Below are 11,758 nucleotides of genomic sequence, written 5' to 3' on the forward strand. Positions count from 1 at the left end.
GCTCTCCTCCTCTGGCGTCAGGCCAACTTTCGCTGTTGCCTGCTCGTCGGCTTCTTCGCAGCCGTCTCCTTCGCCTGTTTCTTGCCTTGGATTGGCATCAGCATTTCCTTCTGGCCGGCCGTCGCCTTTCGCGGCTTCTTGGCCGGCTTGGCAGCCTTCGCCGGCTCCGCTTCTTTGCCGACGCTCCGCCGCAGGGCCTCCATCAGATCGACAACGTTCTCTCCGCGCGGCCGCTCCTTGGGCGTGATCGGCTTGCCGGCGCGCTTTTCGTTGATAAGGTTGATCAACGTCTTTTCGTACTGGTCCTCGAACTTGTCGGGCTCGAAACGGCCCGACTTCTGGTTCACGATGTGCTTGGCGAGATCGAGCATGTCCTTCGTGACTTTCACGTCCTGGATCTCGTCGAAATACTCGTCCTCCGAACGCACTTCGTAGGGATAGCGCAGCAGCGTCCCAACGAGACCTTTGTCCATCGGCTCCAGCGCGATGATGTGCTCGCGGTTGGTCAGAACCACCCGCCCAATTGCGACCTTATTCATTTCGCGGATGGTCTCGCGGATCACGGCGAAGGCGTCGTGACCGACCTTGCCATCTGGTCGGAGATAGTAAGGGCGGATCAAGTAGCGCGGGTCGATCTCCTCGCGGTCGACGAACTCGTCGATATCAATGGTGCGGGTGGATTCTAACGCGACCTCCTCGAGTTCTTCCTTCGACACTTCGACGAAGGTCTCCTTGTCGAGCATGTAGCCCTTGACGATGTCCTCGTTGGCGACCTCCTCGCCGGTGTCGGCGTCGACTTTCAGGTACCTGATGCGGTGGCCGGTCTTTCGATTGAGCTGGTTGAACGAGATCTTCTCGCTCTCCGATGTGGCTGGGTACAGCGCGACCGGACAGGTGACGAGGGACAGACGCAGGAAGCCTTTCCAGTTGGCGCGGGGAGCCATGTTACGCAGAACTCCGGTTTTCCAAGGCGGTTGGATTCAAGACGATCGAGCAAGGCTTGTTCCGACAATTCCCGCCCTTGCCGCTTCATTTTACTTTTAAAACCGCTGGCTGGCCTCAGGAAAACTGCGGCGTACCTTCAGCCTCGACGCCCCGATAGCATCCCCAGGTCGGCGACCGGTCGTTCTTTGCGACGCAGCGAACTGCATTATCGCGCGACCAGCCGAGCAAGAAGATATCACATCCCGTGGCTGGCAAATACTTTTTGGCAGCTTTTGCTCAGCTTGGTCCTGTTCTGCTGCAAGCATTGTTGTACCGCAAAATCATTGTCCAATTGCTTTCTGCAAAAGCGCTGCGCATCTCGCCGGCAAGCCTGTTGTTCTTGAGGGGTACCCATGTGGCCCTGTGCAAAAGATAGTGAAGTCTCGGCGAGCAAAATGGCCAGAACCAGGACAGCCGAACGCATAACGTTCTCCCTATGTTGATGGGGACGAAACGTAGCTCGGCGTCCGCGGTTCCTGGACGGACATGCCGCTACTCAGCGCAATCTGCCGAGAGGCTGGCGCCCGACGAGGCGATGAGGCAGAGGATCAGCACGTGTCCGGAAAGAACCCTGGGAAGTTTAGGCTCGGCCGGGCCTTGAAGCGCTTGCACTCCACCTCATTGCGGCGCGCTCATTGCCCGCTCTAGCGCCAAGTCCGTCGCGGCTAGAGTCTTCTTGTTAAACTTCTCGCTGATCATCGCTTCTTCCCAAATCGACGCTAGCGCCAAACCTAGTAACGACTTGTCGCCGCGATCAGCTGGTACAATCACACATGTTAAGGGTGCCAAGCTTTGTTGCGTCACTTGTCTGGGTGGCCTTTACCCCCGGGGCCGAGCTGCTTCTTTGGGAGTTCGGGCCCGTAGCCCCATTTCCACGTCAATCTACAACCCCTAGCGGCTTGCTCTGGCGACGCCCGGGCGCGATGCTTCAGGGCATGGGTACGAAGTCCCGAGAGAGCATCTACGGAGCCTCTGTACGCGCCTCAGCCGAGCGTGCGGCCGAGGCCCGCAGGCAGGCCGACAAACTGGCATGTGAGGCTTGGAACAAACGCATGCTGGCGTTTCAGGGACCGGCGCAGCCCTCGCCCACGCTGGGCGATGCACTCAACGCCGGATACTACTCAACGCCGGATACTACTACCTCGAAGTGAAATGCCTTGGCTGCGAGACGCATCAGACCGTTGCGCTCGACATCGTGCGGCCGAAGGCGACGCCGGTACACGAGCTGGAGCGCTATATGCGGTGCAAGCTGTGCTCGGAGCAGCGCGGCTATCCCTACAAGCGCAGCCATCTGGTGGCGCTGCGACCGAACAAGATCACGGCGAGCGATCCCCCGTCCATGTGGTGGCCGGGCGAACGGTGGCGGCTCGGTCTCAAATGGGAGAAAGAGTTATGGCGTTCAGGCTAACTCTAGTCGTTTTGTTCCTACTTGCGGTCCCGGAACTTGCCACTTCACAGGATCACTTGAACGATGCCGCCACTGCCGACATGCAGAGGCATTTCGCCGAGGCGTACAATCGTGGGGATGTCGATGCTATGGCGGCAGCCTTTACGGAGAACGCCGTTAGGGTGACACCAAGCGGTATCTTTCAGGGTCGAGATGCAGTTCGGCGAGGGTTTCAAGATGCCCTGAAACTGGGGCTACACGACTACTCGGTTCAACGGGTCATCTCACGTTCGGAGGGTAGTTTCGTTTTCAAGGCAGGGCAGTGGCAGGCCAAGTTGGGTGATCGCCCGTTCCACGGCTATTACAGCGCCATCCTTCGCCTTGAGGGTGATCAACCAAAGATAATGCAAGAAGCCGTTACTGTCGCCGAACCTTGATCATCGGCTACCTTGCCATGTGCAATCAATACAGCATCACCACCAACTAAGCCGCGATGCTCGCGCTGTTCCGGGTCGTCAAAACCGCTACGTCGGCAACCTCGCGCCGATGCCCGGCGTCTTTCCAGACTATCCCGCGCCCGCGGGGCGCAACAGCAGCAACGGTCGCGAGCTGGTGCTGATGCGCTGGGGCATGCCTCCCCACCGAGCAATGGCGGCCCGCCGGTGACGAACATCCGCAACACCAGCTCGCCGCATTGGCGCAGCTGGCTGAAGCCGGAAAACCGCTGCCTCGTTCCCTTCAACAGCTTCGTGGAATACGCGCCGGAACCGAACCGGCCAACGAAGAAAAGGACGTGGTCTGTTCGCGCTGATCGATGACCGGCCGCTTACGGCCTTCGCCGGGATCTGGACAGAGTTCAAGGGGTGACTGCAGCACCCGGGCCCTCACCTCGTGTCGAGATAAGGAAAGGAACAAACTCCTTCAGGATGTAACGATGGCACGCTTTGCGTATGTCTCCTATCGAACTGTTTCCGATGTCATGGCTTCCAGACGACTCGCATGGGATCATCGATGCGACGGACTCCCATATGACCCTTGATCTTCGGCGGTGTATCAAGCTGGAGCTGCGGGATACGCGCGGCAATCGCAAGCAGGCCTTCCTCGAGTTCGGCGCGGGCCAGCGCTTCGCCAAGGCACCGGTGCGCGCCCCAGCCAAAGATCGGGTGCACCCGCGGCTGATTGGTGCGGCGAATGTCGAATACGTCTGGATGGTCGTAGACGGTTTCGTCACGCATCGCCGACATGGTCGAAAGCGTGACAAGCTGGCCGGCCGGTATGACGGTCCCGTCGATGTCGATATCCTCGCGTGGAATCCGAAACGTTGCCGCTCCGCTGGGCTCCATGCGCATCGCTTCTCCGACGGCACCCGGAGCGACGTGACCACGCCGAAATTGCCTCCGCCGCCCTGAAGGGCCCAGAGCAGATCCGGGTTGTTGTCCTGATCGACCGTGAGGCGTTGCCCGTCGGCAAGGACAAGTTCGGCGCCAATCAGGCTATCCAGCGCCAGGCCGTGGCTTGCAATCAGAGGCCCATAACCGCCGACTGTCGTCAGTCCAGTCATGCCCGGGACACCATTCCAGCCCGTCACGGCCATGAGGTTGCGCGCGGCAGCGGCGGCGATAACTTTGGCGGCGGTGGCGCCGCCGCCAAAGGTCGCGACTTGATCGTCGATCCGGACGTGATCCATTAGAGACAGGTCGATGACGAGCGCCTCAGGCCGGACCGAACGCCCGGCAGCGTCGTGTCCACGGCTACGAACCGACACTGGCATGTGATGGGCACGCGCCGTTCGCACGGCAGCCTAGACGTCTTCCGCGCTTTCGCAGAAGGCAATCGCGACCGGATAGTGATCCACCGCGCCGTTCCATACCTTTCGGGCGTTCTCGTAGCCTTCGTCTCCTCGCGCGGTGACCCGACCTTGCATTTTGGCCCTGAGGTCATCCACTGCTTGCTCGGATTGTCCGATGACGTCCTGCACCATATTTCTGGACTTTCAACTGTGATAGATACGACAGCCGGGAGAATACAAATGACGGCATCGAACATCGCAGGATGGATCGTTAGCGCCGCAGCCTCTTCGCTCGCGACCCAGTGCTCAGTCTGGCAGGACGACTCCCGGCCGAACTCCGTATTGCCGCTTATAGGCGACGATGAAACTGGAGGTCGTCGCGTAGCCTGCATGACGGGCCGCCTGTTTAACGCTGGCTCCTGCTTGTTTGAGCACCCGGTCGGCGCGCTGCAGCATCAGTGCTGTGCGATAGCCTGATAGCGTCGTGCCGTAGACCTGCTTGGACCCCGATTTCGGCCAAACTCATCGCGAATCTGCTCACCATCGCTGGCGCCAATCGAATCCTGACGCTTGATCTTCATGCCGGCCAGATTCAGGGTTTCTTCGATATTCCGACCGACAATCTGTTCGGCGCACCTCTGTTTGCGCGAGATATCACCGACCGTTTCGTCCCCGGCAATACCGTGGTGGTCTCACCCGACATCGGCGGCGTCGTGCGCGCCCGGCTGCTCGCGCAACGGATTGGCGCCCCCCTCGCCATCATCGACAAACGCCGGCCACAGGCCGGCGTTTCCGAAGTGATGAATGTGATCGGCGAGGTCGAAGGAAAGGCCTGCATCCTGATCGACGACATCGTCGATTCCGGCGGCACGCTGTGCAATGCGGCCGATGCGCTGCTCGATCGCGGCGCGACTAACGTCTGCGCCTATGCGTCTCACGGCGTGCTGTCTGGCGCCGCGCTGGATAGAATCGAGGCTTCGCGTCTCACGTCGTTGACGGTGACAGACAGCATCGAGGAAACGAATCGACACCGCCCGAAGCTTCGCCACATCTCGGTCGCCCCGCTGATCGGTGAGGCGATACTCCGGATCAGTGACGAACGCTCGGTATCCTCGCTGTTTGCCTGACCGTCACTTGTAGTCGCGCCAGGGCATCGACGAGAATCTGCTCCTCGACGTCACGTCCGATCAGCACGATCCTGTTGCGTTGCTCCAAGACCGGCCATTCCTCAAGATCGGTCGGCTGGTGCAGCAATCCCTGCACGACGTGCAGAACCGTCGGACCGGGCGCGCCTTCGATATCCAGCATCGCCTTCATGCGCAACAACATCGACCCCAACAGACCAATCGTGTGATCGAGCCAAGCCTCCAGCACGTCGGGCGCAATCGCGCCGTCGAACGCGAGCGAGGCAGTCGCGAGTGGCGCAGGCTCGGCCGAACACATCAGGCGCAACGGCTTCATCAGCGACCGCGGCAGATCCAGCGAATTCGGCCAGAACATGTCTAACGTTACTGTCTGCGGGTGTATCACCGACTGTCTTGCATGCGGATTGATTGAGGTCAGCGCCTGCTGGACGGCGGTCACATCGTCGGTATCCGCGATATCTGCCTTCGAAATCAATAGCCGGTCCGCCAGCGCCACCTGCATCCGCGCTTCGATGTGCTTGTCGACCGTAGGCAGAAACGCACGGCCGTCAACGACGGTGACGATTCCGGCCAGCGAGATACGATGGTTGAAGAAGGCATCCGAAATCAAACCCTCCAGCACGGCTGCTGGATCCGACTGCCCGCTGGTCTCGACGACGATGCGTTTGAACGGTGGGAGGCTCCCATCACGGCTGCGCCGTAGCAGGCCTTCCAGCGTCGGCGCCAGCCTGCCCTTGGCGCGACAGCACAGGCAGCCTCCCTCGAGCACCATGACCGTATCCGCGCCCTGCTCCACCAGCAGATGGTCGAGACCGACATCACCGACCTCGTTGATCATGACCGCAGTGTCGCGGAAGTCCTCGCTCGCCAGCAGCGCATTCAGCATCGTCGTCTTGCCCGAGCCGAGAAAGCCCGTCAGCAGGACCAGCGGGATGCGGTTCACGCCTCGATTTGCTTTTGCAGCAGGCAAATGGCGGCGGCGACCGCCGACAGCCGCACGTTGTCACGGCTTCCTGAAAATACGTGGCGTTCCGCCATGATCGGCGCATCCTTGCGGGCCGCTGCGATGTAGATTGTACCCACCGGATTCCTCGCGTTGCCTCCGCCAGGGCCCGCGTAACCGGTGATGGCAACAGTGACGGCCGCGCCAGAGTTTGACAACAGGCCTTCGGCCAGTCCCTGCGTCACCTCGGCGCTTACAGCGCCGTGCTGAGCCGAAACCTCCTCCGCGACCCCAAGGCCGGTCGCCTTCGCAGTCTCGTGATACAGGACATAGCCCCGATCGAATATTTGCGACGCGCCCGAGACCGACGTCAGACAGGAGCTGACGAGACCCGCAGTGACCGTTTCAGCGGCGGCAAGGCGAACGCCCTTTCGTTTGGCGGCATCGAGTGCCGCAGCCGCTGCGTCGAGCAGCGCCGCAGGAAAAATCGTCTGACCCTCGTTCAAAAACTGCTGGTTCATCGGCATTGCAGGCTCACATGTAGTTGGTTTTTCCAACGATGAATGCCGGTGGCCTTTGAAGTCAACGACTGGCGGCGGGTGGTCCCAGAAGATCATCACGAACTGGACCTGCGCTGCGTAACTTGAACTTGCTGCAAGGCCGATTATGGTCTTTGCTGTGCCGGGCGCAATGAATGGGGACTAAGGTGCTGATCACGCTCGACCGCAACGGCGCGGAGAGCTTGCAGGAACAGATCTATCAGCGGATCCGCGAGCAGATCGTGGCTGGTACGCTCCGCGCTGGCGCATCCGTGCCGTCGTCGAGACTGCTCGCCACTCAGCTCAAGGTCTCGCGTAACTCCGTGATCTTCGGCTACGAGCGCCTGATCAACGAAGGTTACCTCGTCGCCAAGCCGATGGTCGGCACTTTCGTCACCGATGTCCTGCCGGATCGCTCGGTCTCGGCGGAGAAGACCAGCGATCTCTCCTCCGAAGGTTCCGACGCCCGCACCGCTCCCGTCTTCATCGGACGGCAGCACGCGATCCTCAACAATTCGAATATTCCGATCGATTTCTGGACCCAGCGAACGGACCCACGCGCCTTTCCCCTGAAGACCTGGCGGCGCCTGGTGATGCAGTCGCTCGCCGCGGCCGGACACAACCTGACCGAATACGGCGATCCATGCGGACTGATGCCTCTACGCATCGAGATCGCCGAGCACGTCGGAGCGACACGCGGGATTCGCGTGCGCCCCGAACAGGTCGTGATCGTCGCCGGCGCACAGCTCGCACTCAATCTGGTGTTGCGCCTTTTGGCATCTCCCGACGACGAGATCGCCGTCGAGAACCCGTGCAATCAGGGCGCGGCCTATCTGTTCGAAAGCTATCGCATGCGGCTGCTACCGATCGCGATCGATCACGCCGGCATAGATGCACAAAAGGTGGCTGCATCCAATGCAAAGCTCGCTTACCTGACGCCGTCACACCAGTTTCCAAAGGGCGCGACCCTGTCGCTGGAGCGTCGGCGCGCAATCGCTCGCTGGGCGCAGCAGACCGGTGCTCATGTGATCGAGGACGATTACGACAGCGAGTTCCGCTACGACGGCGCTCCGCTCCCGGCAACAAAGGCCCTCGCACCGGATCACGTGATCTATCTCGGTACGTTCTCGACGTCGCTCGGCGCCGGGTTGCGCACGGGCTTTGCGATATTTCCGGAACATCTCGTCCACGCTGCCGCGACCGCCAAGGCGCTGCTCGACAACGGTCAGGTCTGGCTGGAACAGGCCGCCCTGGCGCGCTTCATGCAAGGCGGCGGGTTCGTGCGGCATCTGCGGCGTTGCCAGCAGCATTACTATGCGCGACGCAATGCGCTGATCGCGCGGATGCGCGAACGGTTCGGCGATGTCGATTTGATGGGCCCGGATGCTGGCACACACGTGGCTTGGCGCCTACCGGCCTCACTGGTACCGGCTCACAGCATAAAGGCCGTCGCCCGTACCCGCAATATCGGGGTTTATACCGTGCAATCAGGCGGCGGCCACGAATACGACGGGGACCACTTCGAGACGAACTGGCTTCTGCTCGGCTACGCGTCACTCACTGAAGACCAGATCCGTGCCGGGATCGACCGCCTTGCGGAGGTTCTGGCGCTCAACGACATGCTGCAGCCTGGTGCGCGGAGCCACCGCACACCGCTTGTACCGATCTAGGCGCGCTTTCTGTCTGGATTGCGCGATATCTCCGCCAGAACTCGGCCGACAAACGGCAAAGTCGAATTCACGACCAAGTTCGCCAGTCACGACAGATGCGGGTGGCGCTCCGTAGGGGATCGAACCCCTATCAGCCTGTTGTGTTTTTAGACTGGAGCGGGCAAGGGGCATCTTGGGAAATTGCTGTGTATACCGAAAACCTAAGCTCGGGCGTAGCGGTGATGGAGTCCGCCGAGGATGGGGAACGATTTGATGCTTCTGGTCCGCTGAACCGGGCGAGAGACCGGCGCATCTTTGTCCAATGACCGATGCGTTCTGATGTCGATTGAGCGACCTCAAACCCGAGCTTGAGAAGTTCGCCATGGATGCGCGGCGCGCCCCAAAGTGGGTTGCCGGATCAACGCGCGCATTCCCACCGCGATCTCCGGCCGGCCTCCCAAAGATCGTGACTTCCAACGCCAATAGTAACGAAAGCCAGACCGGTGCCAGCAGATGACCGTCTCGGGCCGGATGATGGTAAGAACCTGAAGGATAGCCGGGAACCAGCGATACAGCCGGATCAAGAACCGGCGATCGCTGTTCGCGAATTGGACACGGCCGGGTAGCCTGCGCCGCAAAACAATCAACTGATGTCGAAGCACCGCGTTCTCAGCCTCAAGCCTCACCTTCGACTAGATGGCGAGGCCAAGACGGCCAGGACGAAATACAGAAGCCCGATCATTCCGCCAGCTTAGGTGATTCCGTCACCTCATCAACTCGCATGAGGTTTTCGGTACACACAGGCCAAACATCAATGGCGCAACTGCTACCAACTATACGCGCCAACATTCAGGAAGAGACCGCCATCATGAGCGATGAGGCGGTCTGGTATCAGACGCTCGGGACCCAGGTCTGGCGGCTTGAAGATGTCGATGTCCTCGCGCTGTTTGAATGTGGCTAGGCGACCGGCATTTTCAACAAGCGCGCGAGTGAACTTTCGCGCACGAGACCGACGTGGGGGCTTTTCACTTGGTCTCGACTAGCGGGGGTAACTCGTTGACAAGTACGCGCATGTTCTCGGTGTAATCGACGGGCACTACGACGAGATGCACGCCGCCTTCGCTGAAAGCAGCTTCCAGCATCGTCGAGAGCTCCGAGACTTTGCTTACGCGGGAGCCCTTGGCGCCATATGACTTGGCATAGGCCACGAAATCGGGATTGCCGAAGTCGAGGCCGAAGTCGGAAAATCCGTCGGCTTCCTGTTTCCATCGGATCATACCGTAGGCACGATCCTCGAGCACGAGTACGACGAGATTCAACTTGAACCGCACGGCCGTCTCAAGCTCCTGCGAATTCATCATAAAGCCGCCATCGCCACAGACGGCGAGCACGCGCCGGTCCGGATAAATCAGTGACGCTGCGATCGCCGAAGGAAGACCCGCCCCCATGGTCGCAAGCGCGTTGTCGAGCAACAGCGTGTTGGCGACGCTGGTGCGATAGTTGCGGGCGAACCAGATCTTGTACATGCCGTTGTCGAGGGCCACGATGCCGTCCGGCGGGATGACCTGGCGGACGTCATGCACGATGCGCTGCGGCGTCAAAGGAAACCGATCCTCCGTCGCCCGCTCGGCGAGGCGGGTAAGGATCCCTTCCCGCAAACCCAGCAATGCCTGACCATTGGGGAGCTTGCCTTCGAGGTGATCGGCCAGGCTCGTGAGGCTCGCGCCGACGTCGCCGACGATCTCCGCCTGCGGGAAGTATACCTGTTCCACCGTCGGCGGCGTGGCGCCGACATGGATAACCTGCGGTCCGCCATGGCCCATCAGGAAGGGCGGCTTCTCGACGGTGTCGTGGCCGATCGAAATAATCAGGTCGGCCTGGTCGACGGCCTCGTGAACCCAATCCCGCTCCGACAGCGCGGCCGTGCCCATATAGAGATTGGAGCCGGCATTGACCGCGCCCTTCCCCATCTGGGTGTTGAAGAATGGAATTCCGCATCGTCGCACGAACGCCGACAGCGGCTCGGCGAGATGCGGGCGGCTCGCGGCGGCGCCGAGCATGACGAGCGGCCTGCTGGCACCCATGATCATCGCTGCGGCGCGATCGATGGCGGCCGTCGGAGCGACCGGAAGCTCGACGACGTGCGGGGGAATGATGTCGGGCGCGGCTTCGTCGGCCGCGATATCCTCGGGCAGTTCGAGATGCACGGGGCCCGGCCGCTCTTGCTGCGCGACCCGGAACGCGTCGCGAACCAGGGTCGGAATACTCTGCGCGGAGACGATCTGCGTCGCCATCTTGGTAAGCGGCCGCATGGTCGCGACGATGTCCACGATTTGGAAGCGCGCCTGGCGGCTGCTCCGGATCGCCTTCTGTCCTGTGATCATGACCATCGGCATCGCGCCCAAATGCGCGTAGGCCGCAGCCGTCGTCAAATTGAGCGCACCGGGACCCAGCGTCGTCAGGCAGACGCCCGCGCGCCCGGTGAGACGCCCGCAGGTGGCCGCCATGAAGCCGGCAGCTTGTTCGTGCCGCGTCAGCACCAGCTTGATCTTCGAGCGTCGCAGCGATTCCAGCACGTCGAGATTCTCCTCGCCAGGAATGGCGAAGATGTACCGAACGCCCTCGTTCTCAAGAGCGGCCACCAGCAGATCGGAGGCCTTTGTCATGCGGCCGAAACTCCGCTCGCGCCTGTTGCAGCTTTCTCCGCCCGATGCGGCAACGTCCATTCTGGCCGAATGAAGTGACAGGTGTAGCCGTCAGGATATTTCTCCAGATAATCTTGATGCTCGGGCTCGGCCTCCCAGAACGGTCCGGCAGGGGCCACCTCGGTGACAACCTTGCCCGGCCAAAGGCCGGAAGCATCGACATCGGCGATGGTGTCTTCCGCGATCTGCTTCTGCGCGTCGCTGGTGTAGAAGATGGCCGACCGGTAGCTGGTGCCCAGGTCGTTGCCCTGGCGGTTCAGCGTCGAGGGATCATGGATCTGGAAAAAGAACTCCAGCACCCTGCGATAGCTGATGGTCTGCGGATCGAAGGTAACCTCAATGGCCTCAGCGTGATTGCCGTGGTTGCGATAGGTCGCGTTTGGCACCTCGCCGCCCGTGTAGCCGACCCTGGTTGAAATCACGCCGGGATAGCGGCGTAGCAGATCCTGCACACCCCAGAAGCAGCCGCCGGCCAGGACTGCGCGTTCCGTCGAAACTGTCATATCTGTCCTCACTGGATACGCTGCGGGCGTCATTCCCGAAACTCTATCAGGGGACGGATAATGACGCCGAACGATGTAGAAGCGCAACGATCCACGAATGTCCGCTTTGTGCCA

General features: G+C 61.1%; 12 protein-coding genes and 4 pseudogenes. 6 read left to right on the forward strand and 10 right to left on the reverse strand.

Translation table 11 applies throughout. From position 1 onward, the window contains the following. Positions 1 to 17: 17 nt before the first annotated feature. Both ku and ACZXDY_RS42240 read right to left on the reverse strand, forming a co-directional pair. Positions 18 to 944, reverse strand: coding sequence for a non-homologous end joining protein Ku (gene ku, locus ACZXDY_RS42235; RefSeq protein WP_464349562.1), 927 nt, complete (start codon positions 942 to 944; stop codon positions 18 to 20). 236 nt (positions 945 to 1,180) lie between these two features. Continuing rightward, positions 1,181 to 1,408, reverse strand: coding sequence for a hypothetical protein (locus ACZXDY_RS42240; protein ID WP_464349563.1), 228 nt, complete (start codon positions 1,406 to 1,408; stop codon positions 1,181 to 1,183). Positions 1,409 to 1,919: 511 nt separating this feature from the next. On the opposite strand from ACZXDY_RS42240, the pseudogene ACZXDY_RS42245 reads away from it, so the two are divergent. From ACZXDY_RS42245 to ACZXDY_RS42255, 3 genes and pseudogenes are all read left to right on the forward strand, one after another. Further along, a pseudogene (locus ACZXDY_RS42245) lies at positions 1,920 to 2,392 on the forward strand (hypothetical protein). Then, positions 2,377 to 2,808: a YybH family protein gene (locus tag ACZXDY_RS42250; protein WP_464349564.1), complete on the forward strand. Its 432-nt coding sequence runs from the start codon at positions 2,377 to 2,379 to the stop codon at positions 2,806 to 2,808. Before ACZXDY_RS42245 ends, ACZXDY_RS42250 begins: the two are co-directional and overlap by 16 nt. 56 nt (positions 2,809 to 2,864) lie before the next feature. Beyond that, positions 2,865 to 3,235: pseudogene (locus ACZXDY_RS42255) on the forward strand (SOS response-associated peptidase family protein); the annotation flags it as partial. Between the two features lie 113 nt (positions 3,236 to 3,348). On the opposite strand, the gene ACZXDY_RS42260 reads toward ACZXDY_RS42255, so the two are convergent. From ACZXDY_RS42260 to ACZXDY_RS42275, 4 genes and pseudogenes are all read right to left on the reverse strand, one after another. Further along, positions 3,349 to 3,789, reverse strand: coding sequence for a cytochrome P450 (locus ACZXDY_RS42260; protein ID WP_464349570.1), 441 nt, complete (start codon positions 3,787 to 3,789; stop codon positions 3,349 to 3,351). An 86-nt stretch (positions 3,790 to 3,875) separates the two neighbouring features. Beyond that, a pseudogene (locus ACZXDY_RS42265) lies at positions 3,876 to 4,142 on the reverse strand (FAD-binding protein); the annotation flags it as partial. A gap of 30 nt (positions 4,143 to 4,172) precedes the next feature. Further along, the gene (locus ACZXDY_RS42270; protein ID WP_464349565.1) at positions 4,173 to 4,352 is read right to left on the reverse strand and encodes a hypothetical protein; all 180 of its coding nucleotides are present in this window, start codon (positions 4,350 to 4,352) and stop codon (positions 4,173 to 4,175) included. A gap of 114 nt (positions 4,353 to 4,466) precedes the next feature. Next, positions 4,467 to 4,616, reverse strand: coding sequence for a helix-turn-helix domain-containing protein (locus tag ACZXDY_RS42275; protein ID WP_464349566.1), 150 nt, complete (start codon positions 4,614 to 4,616; stop codon positions 4,467 to 4,469). 47 nt (positions 4,617 to 4,663) lie between these two features. Here ACZXDY_RS42275 and prs point away from each other — a divergent pair. Then, positions 4,664 to 5,287: pseudogene (gene prs, locus ACZXDY_RS42280) on the forward strand (ribose-phosphate diphosphokinase); the annotation flags it as partial. Here prs and ACZXDY_RS42285 read toward each other — a convergent pair. Then, positions 5,250 to 6,248 carry a CobW family GTP-binding protein gene (locus ACZXDY_RS42285; protein WP_464349567.1) on the reverse strand — a complete coding sequence of 333 codons (999 nt, stop codon included), beginning with the start codon at positions 6,246 to 6,248 and terminating at the stop codon, positions 5,250 to 5,252. The pseudogene prs and the gene ACZXDY_RS42285 sit on opposite strands and share 38 nt — an antisense overlap. Beyond that, entirely contained in the window at positions 6,245 to 6,775 is a 531-nt protein-coding gene (locus ACZXDY_RS42290) for a CinA family protein (RefSeq protein ID WP_207231034.1), read from the reverse strand. The genes ACZXDY_RS42285 and ACZXDY_RS42290 overlap by 4 nt, the downstream gene beginning before the upstream one ends. A 167-nt stretch (positions 6,776 to 6,942) precedes the next feature. Between ACZXDY_RS42290 and pdxR the strand changes: the two genes are divergently transcribed. Together pdxR and ACZXDY_RS42300 are read left to right on the forward strand one after the other, a co-directional pair. Further along, positions 6,943 to 8,457 carry a MocR-like pyridoxine biosynthesis transcription factor PdxR gene (pdxR, locus tag ACZXDY_RS42295; RefSeq protein WP_464349568.1) on the forward strand — a complete coding sequence of 505 codons (1,515 nt, stop codon included), beginning with the start codon at positions 6,943 to 6,945 and terminating at the stop codon, positions 8,455 to 8,457. 793 nt (positions 8,458 to 9,250) lie between these two features. Next, complete coding sequence (locus ACZXDY_RS42300; RefSeq protein ID WP_165435234.1) at positions 9,251 to 9,397, forward strand: hypothetical protein; 147 nt, start codon at positions 9,251 to 9,253, stop codon at positions 9,395 to 9,397. Between the two features lie 64 nt (positions 9,398 to 9,461). Here the strand turns inward: ACZXDY_RS42300 and ACZXDY_RS42305 are convergent, their stop codons facing one another. Beyond that, a complete protein-coding gene (locus ACZXDY_RS42305; RefSeq protein WP_464349569.1) occupies positions 9,462 to 11,102 on the reverse strand; it encodes an acetolactate synthase large subunit in 1,641 nt (546 codons plus the stop codon). Continuing rightward, positions 11,099 to 11,644, reverse strand: a complete 546-nt coding sequence (msrA, locus tag ACZXDY_RS42310) for a peptide-methionine (S)-S-oxide reductase MsrA (RefSeq protein WP_130226132.1) — start codon at positions 11,642 to 11,644, stop codon at positions 11,099 to 11,101. Before msrA ends, ACZXDY_RS42305 begins: the two co-directional genes overlap by 4 nt. Positions 11,645 to 11,758 lie beyond the last annotated feature (114 nt).

The organism is Bradyrhizobium sp. LeoB3, from assembly GCF_055456055.1.